Consider the following 21,411-nt stretch of genomic DNA (forward strand, 5'->3'; position numbering starts at 1 on the left):
CGGCTAGGCGGGGCGCGGACAGCCGCGGCTATGGGAGCCGGGGCGTAGCCGGCGGGAGGCACGGCCGGCTGGCTGAGCGCGGGCAGCCGGTTGAGCTTAAGGCTGCTTCAACCAACGACGTTCCGGCAATCTAACCATTATGTACCCCCTTGCGGACTGAGAGGACCTTATTCTCTCCGGCAAGGGGGTTTTTAGTTGACTTGCAGACTGAGATTCCGCTATCCCTCACAAATTGATCAATATGATGCCCCAAATGAACAAATAAGCGCACTGGAGTCCGTTTGGCAGCAAAAACACGCCGAATTCCCCAAATAGGCGCATTTCAGTCCGCGTAGTATATTGCACATACTTATCACCCGCCTGACCCAGTTACTCACAAACCAGCCCGCATACCTTACCGCTCCCGCACAACATCTGCATACTCACACCAGCTTCTACAAATACACACTCCCCATTCTCCCCGCAACTCCATCATCCCTTGCTCCCATCAACTCACTCTTCCGCCCGCTTAAGCCCCATGTTACTCACAAACTAACTCGCTCATCCCTTCAGCTTCAGCCCAGCAGATTCGTCTTAATCCGGCCCCCCTCATTCCTCAGCAGGCAAAACCAGCGCCTGACCGAAGCATAGGCGGCGTATGACTGGCCGCACGCTGAAGGCGTTAGCCGCGAGCTTCGTCCCTGCTCTCTAAGGCTGCAGCCCAGCAGTCCCCCTCAGCTGCACTAACTATGCCCGCCTTCAAACACAAACAGGCAGGCCCACGGATAATCTCCGGGGGCCTCCTGCCTGTTATTTACTTCTGCCGCAAAAGTCCAACCGGCAGTTCTCCTACTCCTCCACGAAGCCAACAACGCCGTCATCCAGCGAAGCGATCCGCACCAGCGACTCCACGCGGTAGCCGGCTTCCTTCAGCAGCCGGTTGCCGGGCTGGAAAGCTTTTTCGATCACAATCCCAATCCCGGCAACAGTGCCGCCCGCCTGTTCAACAATCCGGGCCAGCCCGAAGGCTGCTTCACCATTCGCCAGGAAATCATCGACGATCAGCACGCGCTCACCGGGTGCGATGAACTTTCGGGAGACGGTAATTTCATTGGTTTCCTTCTTCGTGAAGGAGTAGACCTTCTCCACATAAATATCTTCCGTCAGCGTCAGCGACTTCTGCTTGCGGGCAAAAATCATTGGGACCTCAAGCTCCAGCGCCGTCATAATGCCGGGAGCAATCCCCGAGGATTCGATGGTCAGCACCTTGGTGATTCCTTCCCCGGCGAAACGGCGGGTAAACTCGCGCCCTACTTCACGCATCAGGAAAGGGTCCATCTGGTGATTCAGAAAAGAATCAACCTTGAGCACACCAGGGCCGAGAACAATACCTTCGTTAATGACCTTTTGTCTCAATAACTCCATCCGTGCTCCTCCTCTATCCTCAAATGGACCCTGCTTCGTCTGCTACAGACCCGTAGGTTTCTGGGGCAGCAGGTTACCGACAATCGACTTCAGCTCGTTATCCTGCTTGCTGTTCTTTTTGCCGTTGTCAAAGCTCGTAATCCGAATCTCTGAATACTTCTCTCCAGGTGCCACAGGTTTGAACACTAACTTCTCCCGGTCCTCAAGCCGGACATTAAAATTCATGTCCTTAAACATGCCGATTAGATCCTGCTCTGCCGGGGTCTTCCCTTCGTCCAAAAACAGCAATCCGCGTAACGGCTTCACGCCTTCCGAATGCTGCACATCAAAATGAACAATACACTCCACGCTTGTCACCTCCCTAGCTTAGTACCCTCTGCATCCCAGGAGCTACTCCGCCTGTTCTTCCCCGGCTTCATCCTGGTCATGCAATACATATTTGCTGTAAATCCGGCCATAGCGTTCCCCGTACCGCTTCTGCAGCTCAGGTCCCATATCTTCTTCAAGCTCGAACAATACCATTTCCTGTGTAAAATGATTCAGCAGCAGCTCCACGAGCACCGGGTGCTCGGTAACCACCGCCTGCGCGGTTCCGTCCTCATAACGCATGCCGAGCATACACCAGGAACGGTCGATGACAAAAGAAAATTTCCGCCCCCCGCTGCGCTGTGGCTTACCGTCCAGCGGCGGCCATACCGGGTATGGCGCAGAGGCCGCGTTGCCGCCGTCAAAAGCCCACAGCAGCTTCACTCCGCGCAGCTCTGCCTGCTCCAGCTCGCTGCGCAGCAGCGAGGCTTCCTCCCGCCATACATCGACCACGATCTCCTGAGCCGCGAGATTCAGCTGACGGATCAGCGCTCCCGTTACGTTGCGGTCACCTTCCACGTTATAGAATGAAGGGCTGACCGGACCTCCGCGCGGCATTTCACTTTCCATGTAGGCCAGCGACGCCTGTACCCGGCCGGATATCATCGTCGCCAGCTCTTCAGGGTCCAGCACGCTGTAGCGGGCCGGCTCCCCTTCCCCGCAGCGTACGTAGCCCTGCTGAGTCAGGCGCTGAAGCGCCGCGTATACATTCGATCTTGATACTCCTAGCTGCTTTGCCACTTCGTAGCCCGAAGCCTGGCCCTTGGTGGCCAGCTCAACCATAATTTTGGATTCCATCTCTGTGAAACCCAAATTGCGCAGATGCAGCAGCAACTGTTCCATCTATGTTGTCCCCCTAAGCTGTCTGTCTAACCCTGTCTAAATTTGCTCCGACCCGCAGCGCGGGCACCACATTGAGCCTTTCGGCAGATCGGCGCGGCAAATCTGGCATTTCACAATATCCCGTGTACCCGATTCGCTGACGGCAGTCTCTTCTGCAGGCTCACTGGCTTTCCAGTCGCGGATCCGGCGGTCCAGCTCCAGCTGGCGCTCACGTTCACGCTCCAGTTCATCGGCCTCGCGGCGGCCCCGTTCTGTATCCGGAAGAACCCGTTCATACTCTTCAGGCTCCGGTTCAACTTCAATTACCGGCAAGGCTTCGGCGTACTGGACAGGCTGTTCAGGTCTCTTAGCGAGTTCCCGCTCCGCTTCTGTCAATTCTTCCTCACCGTAGTATTGATCTTCCTCATCTTCGTGCTCATGTACGGTATGTACCGTAACGGTTGGCGCCGGCTCCTTGCGCAGCGCCGGTTCCTTACGCAGTGGCAGCTCCTCAAGCTTGCGTCCGCAGTGTGGACAGAAGTTGGCATCCAGTGCTACGATCTGGCCGCAGGCGCAGAGGCGTTCATTCTTCAGTTCGGCAATTCTTGCGCGCACGCCCTCAATCTGCTCCTGAAGCTTGTTACAGCCCCGCGCCAGCTCGATCATCTGCCCTTCTGCCACCGACATATCTCTGGAACGATATCCTTCGTAGAAAAGCTTTCCCATTTTCAAAAATTCAAGTTGCATCTCATGTTCGATATCAGAAATTTGCCCGTTCAGCTTGCCTACTTCCACCGAGCTTTGCGCTTTTTCACTCACCCGGCTGGCACCGTCTTTAATGCGTTGCAGAAAATTCATTGTAGTTCCTCCTTCTCCAGAGTGAGAATAGGCTGATTCGCAGCCGCAAAATAACCCCATACATCGTTATCGCTCCGTACAGCAGTGGAAACGTGACTCTATCATACCAAAAGTCCCTGACAGATTCATTATTTGTCGTCAGGTGTTAAATACTACATGACGAACATTATCGAATAATGGAGGGATAACATTGCCTGACGATAACCATAAACGATATTTCGTATCCGTGAATCATGGCCTGATTCAGGATGTGCGTAACGACTCGAACGAATTTGAGGTTCTGCTCTCGGATGAAGAGCTTACCGTGCTCCAGGATCTTCTGAAAGGTCTGGCCGGTGAGGACGACTATGCCTTCCGGCGTGCTTTTGTCCCCTATAAATCAGCCGATCATGATGATGCTGCGGAGCAGTTTGACGATGCTACTATTCATCTGTTCCAGTATTTGCATGACCACGGCACAGATGAAACGCGCCGGCTCATTGATGAAATGAATGTTCTGCAGAGGCTCGGAAATACCGGCTACCAGGATGAAGGGTACGGCGGCGGTTCTCCGACTAACAAGTAGAAACGGCTCTGCCGCCCTAATCTGGAACGTAAAGCCCCGTCCCGTCTGACAGATTGGCCTATTGTGAGCTAATACGCTGTTGCGGGAAGAATGTTTCTCTTCTGCTTCATCCGGCTTTGTTTTGCTTCCGGGGCTGTACTTCGGTTAAAATAGAATCACATAAACTGCAGCGCATTTTATGCGAACGCCGTAGTCATCCGTTCATTGTCTACAGTCACAAATAACGAATACCGGGAGAGTTTCAGTGGAAGAATACGATAGTACACAGGTTACATTACACAAGTTGCAGGTCCATGTGAAGGATATGCAGAAGTGGCAGGTACACGAAGATTTTGCCAAACAGGTTGAGAATTTCAAAGCCTTGCCGGCGCTTTACCGACATGCTCTGAATGAGCTTGAGAATAAAATTGATGTCATCCGTACAGAGTGGCAGGTACGCGACGGCTTCAGTCCCATTGAGCATGTGAAGTCACGCATTAAGGAACCGAAGAGCATTGTACAGAAGATGGAACGCAAAGGCCATGATTTCACGCTGGAAAATATGGAGCAGCACATTCACGATATTGCAGGTATGCGGATCGTCTGTGCTTTTGTGAAGGATATTTACCGGCTGGTGGATCACCTGTGCGCGCGCGAGGACATCCGTGTGCTGGAAATTAAGGATTACATCGCCCAACGATATTGCAGGTATGCGGATCGTCTGTGCTTTTGTGAAGGATATTTACCGGCTGGTGGATCACCTGTGCGCGCGCGAGGACATCCGTGTGCTGGAAATTAAGGATTACATCGCCCATCCGAAGCCTAACGGCTACCAGAGTCTGCATCTTATCGTCGCCATCCCCCTTGTGCTGCTGGAAGGAACCCGCTGGGTCAAAGCCGAAATTCAGCTCCGTACACTCGCTATGGATTTCTGGGCCAGCATGGAGCATATTCTCTACTATAAGTTTGACAAACAGCTGCCGCCGCATGTGGCTGAGGAATTGAAGGAGGCTGCGCGTGCCGCTGATGAACTGGATCAGAAGATGCTTCGCCTGCGCCGGGAGATCCTCGAACTGTCAGAAGCGGAAGGCAGCAGTAATAACGGACCTTTAGCTTAAACGTGCTTGGATACAAGTAGAAAGGCAGTACACTGACAGCCGGGCTGTTAGCGATACTGCCTTTACTTATGCCTGCCTGGTTACGGCGCAGTTTGTTAAGAAATTCGACTTGAAAAAATTGAGTTATTGAGTACTTGAAATAAATTGAAAATTATTTATAAATCCATCTGCAGATATAAATATTGTATTATATTCTTTTGATTCAAAATCATAGTAATAGATGCCCCTTTTATCATTTACAATAGATGTAACATATAGCCCTTTTCCATTAGCTGAATAATTCGCTCCATCTACAAGCATCCGTTCCGGCGGTAATTTAAACTCTTCTATCTCTTGTGAACTAACATCTATAGCAACAGCTTTAGAATTTTCTTCTGAATTATATTCTTTGTCATAAATGGCTATCGTAACATTCTCCGCCATGTTTACCATCAAAATTTTAATCCAGGCATGAACCGAAAGGAATTTTTGTGTATCCTTAAAGGAGTAATCTGTTTCATAAACAGAAAATAGCGGCATAGAATAATTATTTTCATCGGATAAGAATTGATTTTCAATAACCTCTCTATCTTGACTATAAGAAAATGCAGATATGTAGATATGCTCCGTTTTTGGATTTATAGCGATTGTTTCTACATTTGTATCTTCATCGCCCCAGTATGAGATCATACCGCTTCGTTTATCCAGCATGCCTAACCTTAATACTTTATCTATAGAAGCTATAAAAAAGATTTTTTCCTTTGCAGGGATTATCTGATTGACCGCACGTAAATTTGTTGTTAATTGTACTTCTTGTTTGGTCTCCATGTGATAACTAAATATTTGATCTCTATTTGTCTCATCTTTTTTGGTATAATAAACAACTTTTTCCTTCGGACTAAATACTCCCAATGGATATTGTGCCGTGTAGGGATAATTATATATTTCTGTTACCTCCCCTGTTGCGGGTACATACTGGTAAATAGTGCTTAACATAGCTTCCTTATCCGGTTGAATATATGTAGTACATGTTATTGATAAAATATCCTTATGTTGCCCTTCCAGTCCGGAATTACTATTACAGCCTAATAGCCAAAATATTAAAAGCATTGAAATTAGTATACTCCTTGTTAGAATGCATTTATTTTTCATAAGTATTTTTTATTCCCTTCGCTTGGCATATTTCTCAATTGTTTTTCAACCCTTTAATTTCAAATAGATTGAAATGGCCTTTACACTCTAGATGTTATATCTAGTTTGTAAAAGCCATTATAAATTGTACTAAGATCTGCATAAGTATTTAGTCGCTCTATTTACCGATTGTAATAATAACTCCCACTAAATGATAGCAACTCATTGTAAGTATAGCCAAACATTACACCAGACCATTTCCAAATATCTAAAACTGCGTTATCCAGTGCTCCGTTATCATTTTTTGTTACAATTTTTGAAATGCCATTGGCTGTTGCTGTAATCTTCGTTCCTGATTTAGGGTTATCATATTGCCCTTTAGTAGCTACATCCCCTACTACCAAATCATTATCATTATCGCCCTTTGTATCGTTAAATACTGTAAATCTTCCTACACCTGAAACTTTACTACTAGTAATAGTAATTGTATTATTACTTGCCCCATATACGTATGTTCCGTTAGCGGCCGTTGCATAAGTAGTCATTGCCGGGACTGCATTTTCAATAGTATTGATTTGTCCGTCAGAACCATAGGAAACTACTGTTCCGGGTTGAGGTTTTTCATTTTCAATGATGAAAAATGGCAAACTTAAGGCTTCCTTTTTAATCCCCTCCAAAACTTTGTTATATTCCTCTAATGAAATCGAACTCTTGGGTACGGCCGGATTCTCCTTGCTCAAATCAACTTCACCAGCATCTTTAATCTTCAAGGTAGGTAATCCTTGCTTTGTAATAACAGGATTATTCTCTTGATCAAAAGTAATCACCGTACCGGCTGGCATTTGTGAGGGTATGACTCCCGGTTCTACATTTGTTGAAGCTAAAGCTAAACTTGGACTTAATAGCGATGTTGCAAGTAAACCACATGAAATTACTTTTCGTAGCTTCATAACTCGCACCTTCCTTTTTATGTTTTTTATTTACTAATTTTAGGATAAATTACTTTCCTTGAAGAATCAAATTGTTTGTAGTATTTTTTGGTATATATATGTACTATATGTGTCTAGTACTTTACGATCCGCTTCGGCATTACTTTCTATTATTGGGTTAACTAAAAAAATTATATTATCTCAACATAAAAACATTATGAAAATCCTCGAATTACAAAAAAAGAAAAATACACAATATAGACATTTTTTCTCATTTATATACCATGGTAAATTATTCAATATAAGTATATGATTAGTGCAAGTTGTTGGTTGCGCAACTTCTCACCAATAAGCTTTTTATTTGCAGTACGTAGGTCCCTCACAATTGCTCAACGTAATTATGGGAGAAACAAACCGAGAATCGAGGTGATATCTGTATAATACAAAGTGATTTATTTCACAAATAATTTCTAGTAAAGTACATTGCTTTAAAAATACAATTGAAAGAGGGATAAAATCATGTTTAAACGGGTAATTCCTTTAATGTTTGTATTTGCTATGATATTTGGTATGAGCACTAGTGTATTTGCAAATGAACAGAATTCTTCTGAAAATTCAAATGTATTAGAAATAAAGAGTATTGAGCAAGCATATAATGAGATCAAGGGACAAATTGTAAAGGACTATCAGTCTCTTTATAAGATGGACAATTTCACATATGAATATGATGCACGAGTTGAGCCCGAAAATAAATATTACGACATTAACATATATGTAGATATGACCCTAACGAGACATCCCTCTGATAGTCCGTATGTAAAGGGCATGGAAAAAGCCTTGTATGAAAGCACCGATAAGGTTGAAGCTGAAACAATTCAAAACGAAATTGATACTTACGTAGGTGAGGTTGAGGCATTGTATTATAATATTCCAAACCGTTCAACGTTTACCTACACGGTTCTCCTCAACAACACTACTAGTTTGGCTTCCAGAGATTCACTTCCACAATATCAAATCTACTACAGAACAGATGCTGATAATGAAGTCGTACTGACTGAGAGCGAAAAACTTGCAGCAGTTGAGAATGCTGCGGAATCATTCGAAAATGGTTACAATCATGTGATTGAAAGTGTTCCGGCTGCTGATAGTCATTACAAATCGCTTGCGTCATTCACATTTAATAAAATTGCAGCAAGAGAATGGGCATATGCTAACTGGAATGCAACTCCGGAATTCCCTTCTTCTACTGTAGACGGAACGGATTGTGCAAACTTTGTATCCAAAGCTTTAAATAATGGCGGTATCCCTCAAGATAAAACTGGAAAATGGTATCAGGCATCCACTTGGGGCGGCTGGCCCGGGGATCATTGGTTTAGAACAGGTTACAATGGCTCAACTGGCGTTGTCATTTACATGGTAAATAAGGGGTACTTTGTTAAACAATCGAATGAAAGTCAAGTGGGGGCAGGAAGTATAATGTATTGGAACACCACAAGTCACGTCGCTTTGGTGACTTATGGTGACGGATCTACAATTAAGTATACTCAACATGGTGCTTCGCAGACTAAAGATACAGTATACAGAACAGAAAGTGCTTCTTTTTACACACCTTCTAGCAGCATACTGTAGGATCAAGATAATGTAATGTTTATATCAGCTTAGAAGAGGAGATAGGAATGAAACAAATATTATTAATTTTTCTAGCTGTTATTCTTAATGTACCTTTAGTTTCTTGCAGTAATGAGTCGTCAGCTGAAAAACAAAACTATACAGGGTATATTGCCTTGGATGGAAATGTGCTCACAATAGATGATTTCGAGTTTATTGACTCTGAAGACGAAGATAGGGTGAAAGAATTAGGGTTAACAATTGAAGACATGCCTGATGGCTACTACATTCACAATATATCCGGGGATACAAAGACCTTCGCTGTTGATGACAATACAGAATATACATTTTATGATACAGGGACTCTGTTTGTACAAGATAAGAATGGTGATAGAATCTATACTACGAAGAGCAAGCAGGAATTTAAGACTTTTCTGTACGGAGATGATGAGGAACCGTTGAAAAGTCCGTTTGAGGTTGAGACACAGGGAGAAAAAGTAATTTCGATCAAAGAAATATTTGTTAATTGAGGCGCCAAGATAAATACGAAGAGACTGCTGGTGGAAATTGCCGGCAGTCTCTTCGTATTAACAACAGTCAACCGCACTCAGATTACAGACAGATAGCCTTCTGTCACTTATCTAATCATTAACGGGTATATCCGAACTCGTTCCGTCATTCTTCATAAGATATAAGTAAACTTTATTATCAGTTCGATTCACATAGGATATCGAATACATATATAATTTATTATTTTTCCATTCCATATATAAAAAAGCCCCGAGTTTTCTATTCATCAGACCGTCGTAATCAATAGACTGATCATCATTAACAGGAAAATATTCATATTTCCAATAAGAGTCACTTCCATTTTCCGAATCGCTATTATAGCGCTTTCTCAAATTTTCCATTAAATAATGCTTGTACCTCTTATTTTGTTAATCCCAATTTTAATTTCTTTTTGATTTCCTTCATTTTCTCAATTACTTTTGATCTCTTTCTTGAACTCCCGTCATCTGCGGACCGTACTTCCAGTTGTCTCCGCCGTCTTCTATCGTATAATAGACCATGCTTGAGCGTCCGTCCCGGACGATTTTCAGCGGAAGCACTCCGAGCAGGAGGTCCTTGCCGGAGAAAACCGGCGGGTAGCTGTTGCTGTACGCATACCCGGTCAGCTCGGGCGGCCAGACCAGCTTTTCCGGCGCCCAGCTCTTTCCGCCATCCCTGGTTCTGAAGGTGAGAATGAATTCCTGTCCGTGATTACTGCAGGTAATCCAGCCGCTTTGGCTATTCCGGAAAACCATTCCTGTTGGATAGGAACTGATCGCCGCCGTTAGATCTCCTACACGGCTCCAGCTCTTGCCGCCATCTGCCGTACGGTAGAGCATTTCTCCATCTGGCCTGCAGCCGGTTCGGAATTCAGCAAAAGATATCCGCTATTCTTAGAAGGGAAGTCAAAGAATCCCTGGCCGTATCCCTGCTCCCAGCCCGCCTTCACGGGAAGACGCGCAGCCTGCCAGGATTGCCTTGGCGGCCCGTTACGCTTAAGCGTAACGCCGCCAGCTTACAGTTTGTTTAAGCCAGCCGCACGTTTGGCGGCGGCTTCTGATACCCGGCGCATCAGCAGGGCAAGTCCTTCCCGGGCCTTGGGCGTCTGCGGCAGCAGCGCGCTCCAGTCCTCTTCCGGTTCAATGACATCAGGCATAGCCGGAAATGGCCGGGCAGAGATCTCATGAAACAGCGGCCCCGGCTGATGGAGCGAGCCCTCCGCGGCCGCCTCGGCCAGCCATTCTCCCGAGGACACCGCCGGACCTTTACGTTCCAGCCGGGCCAGCTCGGACGCAAGCGTTACAGGCGCAGGCGTCCCTTCTTCGATAACCCGCTCATTCTCCTGCTCAGCCCAGAGAGCAAACACCCCGGAGAGCAGCTCCTCCTTGGACAGGCCGCGCAGGGCAAAAGCCAGCAGCGGCTCCTTCGCCAGCTGCTGCTTAACCCGAAGCCGCAGCTCCCCAGCGGGCAGCAAGCCTGTGCCCTGTTCATTGGCCGCCTGTTCCAGCTCGGCATCAGCAGGCAGCACCTCAAGGGCAGCAAGTCCGCCTTCCAGGCTGCCCTGGAGCAGCTCATACAATTCACCCGGATGCGCAGAGAGCTGTAGCAGCACTTCGTTCTTCCGGGCGGCCGGCCACTCCGGAATGTGCAAAGTGAATACCGCGCGCTGCGCTTGTTCCTCTGCAACTGCGCCGGATTTGCCGTTCCGTCTGCCTACACCTTCCGCAGCAGCGGTTCCCAGGCTCCCGGTGGCTTTGATCTTTCCCGGCAGCACCTCCAGCTTCAACTCCAGCAGTTCACTCATGAATGTTCCCCTCTTTCTGCAATACAACAATCATTTACATCCAGTCCTGTCCTTGCAGTTCGATAAGCTCCTTCAGCTCATGGTTGGACATTTCGGTCAACCAATTCTCGCCGGAGCCGACAACCTGCTCGGACAGACTTTTTTTACGTTCAATCAGTTCATCGATCCGTTCCTCCAGCGTTCCCTGGCAGATCAGCTTATGCACCTGAACATTCTTGTGCTGTCCGATCCGGAATGCCCGGTCCGTAGCCTGGTTCTCAACTGCCGGGTTCCACCAGCGGTCATAATGCAGCACATGATTGGCCCTCGTCAGATTGAGGCCTACGCCCCCGGCTTTGAGGGACAGGACGAAGAATGCAGGACCTTCCCCCTCCTGAAAAGCATGCACCATCTCGTCGCGCTCACGCTTCGGAATACCGCCATGCAGGAAGAGTGGTGTCTGCCCGTACCTTCTGGCCAGCCGGCTGACGAGCAGCTCGCCCATCGCCACATACTGCGTGAAGATCAGCGCGGACTCCCCAAGCTCGGAGATGCTGTCCAGCACCTCGAACATCACATCCATTTTGCCGGAGGGCTCACTGCGCAGGCTCCGGCCGTCATCCTTGCGGAACAGCTGCGGATGATCACAGATCTGCTTCAGCTTGGTCAGGGAGGACAGCACCAGCCCCCGCCGGGCCATGCCCGACCGCTCACCGATTACGCCGAGCATCTCATCCACAACGCCCTGATACAGGGCTGCCTGCGTTTCTGTTAGCGGACAATACGACTTCAGCTCGATCTTCTCGGGAAGATCCTTCGAAATATCGGGATCACTCTTCAGGCGCCGCAGCAGGAATGGCGATACGAGGCGGTGAAGCTCACGCAGCCGTTCCCCGCCTTCGCCGGATACATACCGCTGGCGGAAGGAATGATAGGTTCCGAGATACCCCGGATTCAAGAAATGAAAGATCGACCACAGCTCGCCTAGCCGGTTCTCTACCGGGGTACCGGTCATCGCAATCCGGTGCGGCGCGTTCAGCTTCATGACACTCTGCGCCTGTTTGGTGCGGTGGTTCTTAATATACTGCGCCTCATCCAGCACAACGGTTGACCAGCGTACCCCGGCCAGATCCTCACTGTCCCGGCCTGCCAGATGATACGTAGTCAGTACAATCTCATGGCTGGCGGCAAGCTCGGTGAATCCTTCTCCGCGTACCCGACGGCCGCCATGATGGATATGCACACTAAGCGAAGGTGCAAACCGCTGCAATTCCCGCTGCCAGTTCCCCAGCAGTGAGGTCGGGCAGAGGATAAGCACAGGCTCCTGCTTCTCTCCCGGCGGCGCATTCAGGGCACGGTCCAGCAGGCAGGTGATCACCTGCACGGTTTTGCCAAGCCCCATATCATCGGCCAGACAGACCCCGAAGCCAAGACCGCTAAGCGCCGTAAGCCATTGATACCCCCGCTCCTGATAAGGCCGCAGGGTACCGTTCAGGTCATCCGGCACCGGACGCATGGGCAGCCCGCGCAGCACATCGCCATGCATAAGGGAGGCCAGCAAACCGGAGGTCTCCATGCCCGTGACAGACATGCCCTTCCATAGCCGTTCTTCGCCATCCTCGGCTTCAAGGCGCATCCAGTCTGCTGCCGTCATCTCTCCGCTCTCGTTGCGCTTCATATATCTCAGGACCTGACGGACCTCCTTCGGGTCCACTTCGATCCATTCACCCCGGAAACGTACAAAAGGCACTCCGGCTTCCACCAGAGCATTCAGTTCGTCCTCGCTGATCTCCGAATCGCCCAGGGAGGCCTCGATGCGGAAGGAGATCAGCTCCTCCATGCCCAGCGCTGCTTGTACAGGGCCATCCACTCCGCCCGGCGGCGGCTGCATCTTCATTCTCATCCCGATCCGCCGCCGTCCTTCGCGGCTCCAGCGTGAAGGCATCTGCACCGTAATTCCCCGTTCACGCAGCTGCTGTACACTCTCCTTCAGGAAGAAATACAGCCGCTCCGGAAGCAGCTCCACTCCGCGCGGCGCCGGTTCGGCCAGCGCACGCTGAATGTCCGGCGAGATCTTGGCTGCCCGCCCAAGCGCAGCAAGCAGCTGCTGCTGAATGTTGCGGTAGCGCTTGCCCCACAGCGTGAATTCCCGTTCCCGGCTGCTCCAGACCGCTTCGGCCGGAATCCAGAATTCACCTTCCTCCCGGCTCTCCGCCCAGAACGTCAGCCGCCACAGCTCACTGTCGTCAGCAGGCGGCTCCAGCCGCAGGCCCAGGCTGAGCTGTCCGCTGCGTGCCTCCTCAGTCTCGAAATGCGGCACCTCGTTGCCTGCCGTCTCACTCACGGCAGCCAGTAGCTCGGTCACTTCAGCCGGAGTCCCCTGAACAGGGATATCCCGGCTGCCGGTCAGCAGACTGTTCCACCACAGCTCAGTAAGCGGCGAGTAGCCGCGGCGGTAGTTCGCTTTGAATGGACTCAGCGCACTCTCGTTGGCCGCGACCACATTCTTAATCTCCGCTGTCATCACAGCCTGCAGGAACGAATAGAGCACGTACCCGCCTGCTTCCTCACGCGAGGACAGATCCCCCTCCTCGGCTACGTGAGTGCCGAGCGCAAGCACCGGCATGGAAGCCGCCATCTGCAGGAAGAATTCCTTATCCGCCTCTTCCCGGAAAGCCGGCGACCAGCATACCGCTGCCGCCTGCTCGCCTCCGCGGCGGCGTGAGCCCACCTTGCGCGGCGGCTGAGCGCCGGGGACAATCCCGCCCTTGCCCATCAGCTCCAGCGCAAACCGGGCAGCAGCCGACCAGTAGCGCAGTTCTCCGCCCGGCTCTATGCCCTGGGCGCGGCTTGCCTGCTCATCCCAGGCAAGGAGCAGCTCAAAAGCGTCCTTGGGCGACAGGGCCAGCCCTTCGAGGGTGCGCCCCGGCATTCCGCGCCGCGCCGTCTTCCCTTCCACGGCGGCGGCAGGATACTTCACTTCCGCCAGCCGCAGCGCAGCACCCGCAAAAGGACGCCAGCCGCTCCGGAATTCCAGCCGTTTAATCACACGTGTCCACGCGTCCACCTTCGGCTCAGAAGTTTCACCCGAGAAGCAAAATAATACGTCCCCTAACCATATTGCATACAGATGCTTAATCATTGATGATCTCCATTCTTTTAAGCAAACAGAAAGAGCCAGTCCGTCCCAGCGGGAAGACTGTTTCCTTCTCTGCGAGAAATATATTATGAAGCTGTACTAGCAGCAGTAACTGTACAGCCATCCCATTGTGGTTATCACTGCAACTTTTTTCTTCATCCCTTCATCTTATACGAAAAAGTCTATATTTAAAAACTTTTCTGCACGTTTTCTGCAGAAAATCTGCAGATTCTTTTGCAAATCTGCCCCATTCGCAGTTCCGTCAGCATTCCGGAGGGGCCCTCAGACCCAATCGGGGCTGCTTGAAGTCAGTTGACCCGCCTCGCCATTGGACTAAACCCTTGATACCGCCTACGATAATCATTAACCCAATTGTCAGATATCCCACACCATCGGCACAGCAAAACCGGCAGCCGCAAGCATCGGGCATAACGCCAATAGGATTATTGTGCAATAAGCATGTCTTCGGGGATGTTGTATGTATTACAACTTTGATCCCATAATACGAAGGCTTCCGAAAGGAATGTTGTATAGAATGCAAGAATTATCTCCCCACACCGCTTAAATAAGAGAAAATGCTGCATTTCATACAACAACTTCCGATTCCGCTAGATTTCGTGATAGGAATGTTGTATTTTGTGCAGGATTTAAATTTTCAATCAATTTTGAACATTGTTTCAGCAACTTGTTCAAATTTGATCCTTCGCCCGATAACCCCCACACGCAAAGGTAACAGCCAAGGTGCAAACTCATTTTCAGTCCCTACAAAGGACATCAATAGAATATTAAGTGGAATAATGTAACTTAATTCGGCTATTTTAAGTGATTTTCATCAAATAGGTGGATAAACGCTACTTAATTTCGTCCATTACTTCTGGCTTGGCCCATATGCAGAAATTTAAGTGTTCTTTTTCCAACTGTTGTTTATCAGAGGGCCCCTCATCTGCCAGCAGGTGGAGAAAATCCAACTAATCCTGTCCTATGCATCATCCGTGCCCGGCAAAACTGATTTTTTTCAGGCAGCACAAAGAACCGTCCTTCCCTCTATGCAAGACGAAGCCGGCTCTTTATAAACTAAAAGGGTTACCTGTCCGCCTGAATCCGCAGCTCCCCGCCGTCTGCAGCATCCGCTACCTGTACAATAATTGCACCCTTCCTGCCGTTATAAACCCAGCCCGCTTTGCCTTCCTCCAGCTGGTCCAGGGTGATCTCCTCAAGTCCGTCCACCGCCGCCACGGTGAAGAACGGATAACAGAGCGCAAACCGCAGCATCTCCCGGCGCGGCTTATAATCATGCACGCCATATACCCATTGCAGCACCAGACCGCCTTCAGTACCCGTAGCCTGCACAGCAAGCTCTGTATATTGCCCTTTACGGTATCCGAAGCTGTGCCCGTCGTCCTCATACAGCTTGAAGGATGCCGAGAATCCTTTGGCAGCTTCCGCTCCGTACAGATGGAAGATGACTGTCTCTTCCGTCTCCTCCAGCGCATACTGCTTCAGCGGACCTTCGGCCGTGAAGCTGCCCGCCTTCACATACATCGGCATAATATGCAGCGGCGCAGCAGCAAGAATATGACGGCCGCCTTCGTGAATCTCCCCATCCCAATAGTCAATCCAGCAGCCTTCGGGCAGGTAGACCGAGCGGTGATCTGTATCCGGGCGGTAGACGGGAGCAATCAGCACATTCTCGCCAAGCAGGAACTGATCGCACAGATTTGTCACATGCGGGTCACGCGGATATTCAAGGATAAGCGGACGGATCACAGGCAGCCCGCACATTTCCGCCTCATGAAACAGATTGTACAAATGCGGCATCCAGCGGTACCTCAGGCCGATGAATTCACGCAGAATCCCCTCCACTTCTTCCCCGAAGGACCAGGGCTCCTGACGCAGCGTTCCGATGGAGGAATGATTGCGGCAGTATGGGAAAAACACGCCCATTTGCGTCCAGCGCACCAGCAGCTGTGCCGACGTATGATGGGCGAACCCGCCGATATCCGGCCCGGAGAACGCCAGTCCCGACAGTCCCATATTGAGCACCATCGGCATCGCCATCGCCATATGCTCCCAGAAGCTGCGGTTATCCCCGGTCCATACGGCTGCATACCGCTGAATGCCCGCATACCCGGCCCTAGTCAGCACAAAAGGCCGCTCGCCCCCCATATGCTCGGCCAGTCCCTCATACGTGGCTTTGGACATCATCATCCCGTACAGATTGTGGTATTCCTCATGGGTAACCGGGCGGCCGTTGTTGAAATGCATCACATCGAGATCCATCGTCTTGGTCTCATTGAAGACCGCCGGCTCGTTCATATCATTCCAGATCCCCTGGATGCCCAGGTCCGTGTAATACTTGTGCAGGTCGCCCCACCACTCGGCGGTCCGGCTGTCGCTGAAATCGGGAAATGCGCTGATCCCCGGCCAGACCTCGCCGAAGAAGATATCGCCCTCCAGACGGCGGCAGAAATACTTCTCCAGCACACCTTGCTTATACACCTCGTATTTGGGGTCTTTTTTGACACCTGGGTCCACAATGGGCACGATCCGCACACCCAGCTCCCCGAGCTCCGAGATCATTTTCTGCGGATCAGGGAAGTTGACGGGGTCAAAGGTGAATACGCGGTACTCGTCCATATAATGGATATCCAGATAAATGACGTCGCACGGAATATTCTTCTCACGGAAGGTACGGGCCAGCTGCAGCACCTCCTGCTGGTTCATATAGCTGTAGCGCGACTGGTGGTAGCCGATCGCCCATTTGGGAGGAAGCGCAATCCGGCCGGTGAGCGAGGTGTATCTTTTGACAACATCCTTCATCTCAGGCCCGTTAATGAAATAAATGTCGTATTCCCCCGTGGAGCAGCCAATGGTAAAAGCAACGCCATGCGAACGCATGTCGAAATCACTCCGGCCCGTATTGTCCAGAAATAATCCGTAGGAGAGATCGCCGTGCATGTGAATGAGCAGCGGAATAGACTCATAGAGCGCTTCAATTTCCGGCAGATGCGGGGCAAAAACATCGGTATTCCAGTTCGTATAACGCTCCCCGCGTTTATCTAGGAAGCTCGACTTCTCACCCAGTCCGTAAAAATGCGAATCCGGCTGCATATCATACTCCGCATGGCTTGCGCCGCGCGGGTTCCAGCTGGTCAGATTCTGCTGCATAATCACTTTGCCCGAGGTATTCTCCACACGGAGAAGAAACGATGATTTCTCGATAATCAGCCGGATGGCACTTGTCGTGAAGATCAGCTGCTCCTCCGTCTCATCCACAGGAAACAGATGCGGGATACAGCTCTCATTCATCACCGCCTCCGATGTGGTCAGGTCAGGAACCTCGCCATGGAAGACTTTCATCCGGAACATATCATCGCTCAAAAAGATAAAGACAACCCCCGCGCATTCCCCGCGGCAGATATAGACATTCTCCGACCGCTCCCAGGAAACCACGCTTCCCGGAGTGTTCCAGGTCTCCTTCATTACGAGTGGTCCCATCTTCTCGGGGCGTATCGCCTCGCTGCTCTCCATGCCTTTTGTCCCCCTTCGGCTATTGCCTGCTTGATCTTAATCGTTCCCGTATTAGCTCTTCTTCTCTACATATTACCCCGAGCTTACGGAATGCTATCCGTTAATTTCATGACCTGTTGGTCATTTTTGTGCCGGAGATAGTCTTAATTGCTGTTAAAGCGGGTATATTCTATGTAGGCCAAGGATAGGCACGTACTAATAACCTAACTTAGGGAGTGACAAGAACATGAGAAGAAGCAACCCTTATAAGTGGTGGAATCTGCTGCTGTACCTCGGCGTGCTTGCCGTCAATACGCTGTCGGTGACGCTGCCGCTTGGCGGGAACAGTACCGGAGAAATTTCAGACAGATATCATACTTACATTACACCGGCCGGCTACGCATTCTCCATCTGGTCTCTGATCTACCTGCTGCTCGCCGGATTCATTATTTATCAGTTCCGCAGTGATACCGGAGGCAGAGATTCCGTGCAGCGTATAGGCATCTGGTTCATGCTCAGCTGTATATTTAATATGGGCTGGCTGTTCCTCTGGCATTATTTGTACATTGAGCTGTCGCTGGTTGTCATGTTGCTTATGCTGGTTTCACTGATCGTAATCTACCGCCGTACCCGCAGCATCCCGGACCCCACCTCCGGCGAGAAATGGCTGGTTAGACTGCCCTTCAGCATTTATCTCGGCTGGATCTCTGTAGCTACCATCGTTAATGTCAGCATCGTACTGGAGAAGAACAACTGGGACGGCTTCGGGTTAAGCGATTCGCTCTGGGCTTTGATCATGCTCTGTGTGGGTGCAGTGCTGGCTGTTATTGTGAGCTTCCCTCACCGGGACAGCATTTATCCGCTCGTCTTCGTCTGGGCCTTCATTGCCATTGCTATCGAACAGAAGGATACAGATAATATTTTCTTCACCGGGCTGATTGCCGCAGGACTTCTGCTGCTCTACAGCATCTGGCTGCTGCTCACCCCGCCGCGTACCCGCAGCAGATATTAACGATATCTGTGAAAAGACATAAGGCTGCCCCGCTCCTGCAAAGGGACGTGACAGCCTTTATCATTACCGGCCTACCGGCCGATTTCATTATTCCACACCAATCCGCAGCAAAAATCCCACGCACCTGCATAGAGGTACATGGGATTCGGCCCGGCATTTCGGGTTCTTTCTTCAGTAAAGCTTATTTCTTGCGTGCTACCGCTTCGATCTCAACAAGTGCATCCTTCGGCAGACGCGCCACTTCGACTGCGCTGCGGGCCGGATAAGGCTCAGTAAAGAAAGTTGCGTATACTTCATTAACGGCTGCGAAATCATTCATATCCTTCAGATATACCGTTGTTTTGACTACATGCTCCATGGATGCGCCGGCCTCTTCAAGAATGGCCTTCACATTGCTAAGCGACTGGCGCGCCTGCTCCTGCACATTGTCCGCCAATGCGGCCGTTTCCGGGTCCATGCCAAGCTGGCCGGAGGTGTACACCCAGTTGCCGGCGGTGATTGCCTGGCTGTACGGTCCGATGGCCCCCGGGGCTTTGCTTGTTGCTACCTGCTTTTTACTCATGTCTCGCTCCTCCTGCTTGCTGTACGCGGCCTGCGGGCCGTTATGTACACATCATTTTATGTCTCATTGTAAGTCCTGAGGTCTGCTTATTGCAAACCCTCTGAAGTTCTAGTACTTGCCGATCACATGAATTACTTCATTGGTATAAATATGCACACCGCCTGTATCGGCAAGGGCAATATTCCTCATCGCCCGCGCCACCTTGGCAGCGGGGATTGCCCGGTACTTCGCAGCTTTGCCGACCATAGCGAAATCCAGCGCCTTCATGATTACGGAAGCGGCACGTTCTCCCAGCCTGAATTCTTCGCGGTCACCGAGCAGCAGCGAAGGCCGGAACAGATGTAAGCCGTGGAATCCGGCAGCAATCAGCCCGTCCTCTGCCCGTCCTTTGGTCCGGCTATAGAAGTTGCGCGATTTCGCGTTCGCTCCCATAGAGGACACTGCCAGGAACTGCTTCACACCATAGGCCTTGGCCAGAGCCGCAGCAGCAAGCGGATAGTCCATATCCACCTTCTCGAATTGCTCCTGTGAACCCGCCTGCTTAATCGTGGTTCCCAGACAGCAGAATACCGCGTATACTCCGGCGAACTGCTCCTTATATTGCTCCAGCTGTTCCCAGTCGGTCTGAATCTGCTTGAGCTTCTTATGCTCCAATTGCAGCGGCCGGCGGACCAGCACGCGGACCTCGTCCCAATCCCCGTTCAGCAAATCCTCCGTCAGCGCCCTGCCCACAAGGCCCGTAGCTCCCAATACTACCGCAATTCTTGTCACCTCGCTGCCTCCTTTATTCAGAATATTCTTCTATTCATCCCGCAAAATACGCCGGCCCAGCAGCAGCGCCAAAGTGATCATCAGCGTCCCTACCACAAGCTGCATGCCGTACACCTGCGTCCATTCGGGCCAATTCTTAATCCATTCGTAGATCCGGCCGCCCAGCAGCGGACCGAAAAAGGCTGCCAGACCCGTGAGTGCCGCATACATAGCCATATACATCGGCCGTTCCTTCTTCGGCGTATCCCCGATAATGAAGTTGAAGGCCAGCTGGTTGAAGCCTCCAACGCCCATGCCAAACACAATATGCGCGGCAAACAGGACCGGCAGCATCGGCAATACGGACAGCAGGCCCCACATCAGCGAGGAGACTGCGATAATCGGCAGCGTCCAGAGCAGCAGCCGTTTGTTGCTGTACTTGGCGTTCAGATTCCCCCATACATAGAAGCTGCCCATCATGAAGATCGTCTGCGATACATTCAGCAGCGACAGCTTCTCATAATTGATATGAAGTAGCTGCAGCATCACATAGGAATACAGCGGCACGGTCAGATTCTGCAGCAGCAGCCATGCGGCCAGGAACAGCGTGGACTTCATAAACAGCTTATCGTGAAGCGGCTTCTTAAACATCGGCAGAAATTCTGTCTCTTCTGATTTCTCAAACGGGACATCAGGGTAGAAGAAGAACACAATAACATTGGAAAGCGAGAAAATCCACACGATAATATACAGGATAAGGAACCCGTGTCCTCCCGGATAACGGTCCAGAATAATGCCGCCGCCGTACATCACCAGGCTTCCAAGCGCATTAAGCAATGTATTACGGATGCCGAAATACCGGCCTCTGACCCGCGCTGGAACCAGATCACTAATGACGGAGCTCCACAGCACGCCGCCTGCCGTATTGGCAATGAAAGCGATTGTATACATAACTATGAAAGCGGTAACCCAATACTCTTGCGGAAAAATAAACGGCACAAGACCGGTAGATCCCCAGAGCAGTCTGTGCAGGCCGATAAAAGTAACCATAGCCCATTTCCGGCTCGGCAGCTTCTGGATCAGGAAAGCTACACCAATCTGTACCACATTCACCAGGGTGGTAAGCGCCAGGACGAATCCGATCTGGCTGGAGCTCGCCCCTAAATATAACAGAAAGCCTGTCAGGAACTGCCCTTGCAGCAGCACCTGAAATATTGTGGCTGGTATCCCCTCAAAGGTAGCGATCTGCAGATTCTTACGATGTATCGAGGCCTTGCGGACTTCCTTGGAGCGGTTCCGCAGCGGCCGGTTTCTCATGATGTTCATGGGGTGATAACACTCCTTTGA

At 50.5% G+C, this 21,411-nt stretch carries 18 protein-coding genes and 1 pseudogene; 6 read left to right on the plus strand and 13 right to left on the minus strand.

Going from position 1 to position 21,411, the window contains the following annotated elements; genetic code table 11:
• Positions 1-828: 828 nt before the first annotated feature.
• Genes QW71_RS33645 through QW71_RS33660 form a run of 4 tightly spaced genes read right to left on the minus strand, consistent with a single transcriptional unit; the run spans position 829 to position 3,450 of the window.
• Positions 829-1,404 (minus strand): xanthine phosphoribosyltransferase, encoded by a 576-nt coding sequence (locus tag QW71_RS33645; RefSeq protein WP_039309754.1) that lies wholly within the window; start codon positions 1,402-1,404, stop codon positions 829-831.
• 42 nt (positions 1,405-1,446) lie between these two features.
• On the minus strand, positions 1,447-1,752 hold the full coding sequence (locus QW71_RS33650) for a hypothetical protein (RefSeq protein WP_039309757.1): 306 nt from the start codon (positions 1,750-1,752) through the stop codon (positions 1,447-1,449).
• Between the two features lie 42 nt (positions 1,753-1,794).
• On the minus strand, positions 1,795-2,613 hold the full coding sequence (locus QW71_RS33655; RefSeq protein ID WP_039309760.1) for a TrmB family transcriptional regulator: 819 nt from the start codon (positions 2,611-2,613) through the stop codon (positions 1,795-1,797).
• Between the two features lie 36 nt (positions 2,614-2,649).
• Positions 2,650-3,450: a zinc ribbon domain-containing protein gene (locus QW71_RS33660; protein ID WP_039309765.1), complete on the minus strand. Its 801-nt coding sequence runs from the start codon at positions 3,448-3,450 to the stop codon at positions 2,650-2,652.
• 190 nt (positions 3,451-3,640) lie between these two features.
• Between QW71_RS33660 and QW71_RS33665 the strand changes: the two genes are divergently transcribed.
• Positions 3,641-4,015, plus strand: coding sequence for a hypothetical protein (locus QW71_RS33665; RefSeq protein WP_039309768.1), 375 nt, complete (start codon positions 3,641-3,643; stop codon positions 4,013-4,015).
• A gap of 304 nt (positions 4,016-4,319) precedes the next feature.
• Positions 4,320-5,112: pseudogene (locus QW71_RS42315) on the plus strand (GTP pyrophosphokinase family protein).
• 123 nt (positions 5,113-5,235) lie between these two features.
• On the opposite strand, the gene QW71_RS33680 reads toward QW71_RS42315, so the two are convergent.
• Positions 5,236-6,201: a hypothetical protein gene (locus QW71_RS33680; protein ID WP_039309773.1), complete on the minus strand. Its 966-nt coding sequence runs from the start codon at positions 6,199-6,201 to the stop codon at positions 5,236-5,238.
• 203 nt (positions 6,202-6,404) lie between these two features.
• Entirely contained in the window at positions 6,405-7,172 is a 768-nt protein-coding gene (locus QW71_RS33685; RefSeq protein ID WP_152679916.1) for a hypothetical protein, read from the minus strand.
• 498 nt (positions 7,173-7,670) lie between these two features.
• Between QW71_RS33685 and QW71_RS33690 the strand changes: the two genes are divergently transcribed.
• Together QW71_RS33690 and QW71_RS33695 are read left to right on the plus strand one after the other, a co-directional pair.
• Positions 7,671-8,780 carry an amidase domain-containing protein gene (locus QW71_RS33690; RefSeq protein WP_039309777.1) on the plus strand — a complete coding sequence of 370 codons (1,110 nt, stop codon included), beginning with the start codon at positions 7,671-7,673 and terminating at the stop codon, positions 8,778-8,780.
• 47 nt (positions 8,781-8,827) lie between these two features.
• Positions 8,828-9,289 carry a hypothetical protein gene (locus QW71_RS33695; RefSeq protein WP_039309779.1) on the plus strand — a complete coding sequence of 154 codons (462 nt, stop codon included), beginning with the start codon at positions 8,828-8,830 and terminating at the stop codon, positions 9,287-9,289.
• A 453-nt stretch (positions 9,290-9,742) separates the two neighbouring features.
• Here the strand turns inward: QW71_RS33695 and QW71_RS33705 are convergent, their stop codons facing one another.
• From QW71_RS33705 to QW71_RS33715, 3 genes are all read right to left on the minus strand, one after another.
• Entirely contained in the window at positions 9,743-10,147 is a 405-nt protein-coding gene (locus QW71_RS33705; protein ID WP_039309781.1) for a hypothetical protein, read from the minus strand.
• Positions 10,148-10,323: 176 nt separating this feature from the next.
• On the minus strand, positions 10,324-11,112 hold the full coding sequence (locus tag QW71_RS38405; protein WP_052770518.1) for a hypothetical protein: 789 nt from the start codon (positions 11,110-11,112) through the stop codon (positions 10,324-10,326).
• 34 nt (positions 11,113-11,146) lie between these two features.
• Positions 11,147-13,594 (minus strand): DEAD/DEAH box helicase, encoded by a 2,448-nt coding sequence (locus QW71_RS33715; RefSeq protein WP_373604801.1) that lies wholly within the window; start codon positions 13,592-13,594, stop codon positions 11,147-11,149.
• Here QW71_RS33715 and QW71_RS42320 point away from each other — a divergent pair.
• Entirely contained in the window at positions 13,581-13,637 is a 57-nt protein-coding gene (locus tag QW71_RS42320) for a hypothetical protein (RefSeq protein ID WP_373604802.1), read from the plus strand. The two genes, QW71_RS33715 and QW71_RS42320, sit on opposite strands and share 14 nt — an antisense overlap.
• A gap of 1,676 nt (positions 13,638-15,313) precedes the next feature.
• Here QW71_RS42320 and QW71_RS33720 read toward each other — a convergent pair.
• Positions 15,314-17,761 carry a TIM-barrel domain-containing protein gene (locus QW71_RS33720; protein ID WP_039309784.1) on the minus strand — a complete coding sequence of 816 codons (2,448 nt, stop codon included), beginning with the start codon at positions 17,759-17,761 and terminating at the stop codon, positions 15,314-15,316.
• Between the two features lie 226 nt (positions 17,762-17,987).
• Here QW71_RS33720 and QW71_RS33725 point away from each other — a divergent pair, with 226 nt between their 5' ends.
• Positions 17,988-18,752, plus strand: coding sequence for a tryptophan-rich sensory protein (locus QW71_RS33725; RefSeq protein WP_039309787.1), 765 nt, complete (start codon positions 17,988-17,990; stop codon positions 18,750-18,752).
• 181 nt (positions 18,753-18,933) lie between these two features.
• Here QW71_RS33725 and QW71_RS33730 read toward each other — a convergent pair whose 3' ends face one another.
• The 3 genes from QW71_RS33730 to QW71_RS33740 form a co-directional block, all read right to left on the minus strand.
• Positions 18,934-19,314: a RidA family protein gene (locus QW71_RS33730; RefSeq protein ID WP_039309789.1), complete on the minus strand. Its 381-nt coding sequence runs from the start codon at positions 19,312-19,314 to the stop codon at positions 18,934-18,936.
• Between the two features lie 108 nt (positions 19,315-19,422).
• Positions 19,423-20,085, minus strand: coding sequence for an NAD(P)H-binding protein (locus tag QW71_RS33735; protein ID WP_039309791.1), 663 nt, complete (start codon positions 20,083-20,085; stop codon positions 19,423-19,425).
• 30 nt (positions 20,086-20,115) lie between these two features.
• The gene (locus tag QW71_RS33740) at positions 20,116-21,390 is read right to left on the minus strand and encodes an MFS transporter (RefSeq protein WP_039309793.1); all 1,275 of its coding nucleotides are present in this window, start codon (positions 21,388-21,390) and stop codon (positions 20,116-20,118) included.
• Positions 21,391-21,411 lie beyond the last annotated feature (21 nt).

The organism is Paenibacillus sp. IHB B 3415 (genome assembly GCF_000802655.2).
In the GTDB taxonomy this organism is placed as follows: Bacteria; Bacillota; Bacilli; order Paenibacillales; family Paenibacillaceae; genus Paenibacillus_AQ; species Paenibacillus_AQ phytohabitans.

Coding starts and splice junctions, on each gene's coding strand:
- QW71_RS33645 (WP_039309754.1), bottom strand. CDS start 1,404: ATGGAGTTATTGAGACAAAAGGTCATTAACGAAGGTATTGTTCTCGGC.
- QW71_RS33655 (WP_039309760.1), bottom strand. CDS start 2,613: ATGGAACAGTTGCTGCTGCATCTGCGCAATTTGGGTTTCACAGAGATG.
- QW71_RS33660 (WP_039309765.1), bottom strand. CDS start 3,450: ATGAATTTTCTGCAACGCATTAAAGACGGTGCCAGCCGGGTGAGTGAA.
- QW71_RS33680 (WP_039309773.1), bottom strand. CDS start 6,201: ATGCTTTTAATATTTTGGCTATTAGGCTGTAATAGTAATTCCGGACTG.
- QW71_RS33685 (WP_152679916.1), bottom strand. CDS start 7,172: ATGAAGCTACGAAAAGTAATTTCATGTGGTTTACTTGCAACATCGCTA.
- QW71_RS33690 (WP_039309777.1), top strand. CDS start 7,671: ATGTTTAAACGGGTAATTCCTTTAATGTTTGTATTTGCTATGATATTT.
- QW71_RS33695 (WP_039309779.1), top strand. CDS start 8,828: ATGAAACAAATATTATTAATTTTTCTAGCTGTTATTCTTAATGTACCT.
- QW71_RS33705 (WP_039309781.1), bottom strand. CDS start 10,147: ATGCTCTACCGTACGGCAGATGGCGGCAAGAGCTGGAGCCGTGTAGGA.
- QW71_RS38405 (WP_052770518.1), bottom strand. CDS start 11,112: ATGAGTGAACTGCTGGAGTTGAAGCTGGAGGTGCTGCCGGGAAAGATC.
- QW71_RS33720 (WP_039309784.1), bottom strand. CDS start 17,761: ATGGAGAGCAGCGAGGCGATACGCCCCGAGAAGATGGGACCACTCGTA.
- QW71_RS33725 (WP_039309787.1), top strand. CDS start 17,988: ATGAGAAGAAGCAACCCTTATAAGTGGTGGAATCTGCTGCTGTACCTC.
- QW71_RS33730 (WP_039309789.1), bottom strand. CDS start 19,314: ATGAGTAAAAAGCAGGTAGCAACAAGCAAAGCCCCGGGGGCCATCGGA.
- QW71_RS33740 (WP_039309793.1), bottom strand. CDS start 21,390: ATGAACATCATGAGAAACCGGCCGCTGCGGAACCGCTCCAAGGAAGTC.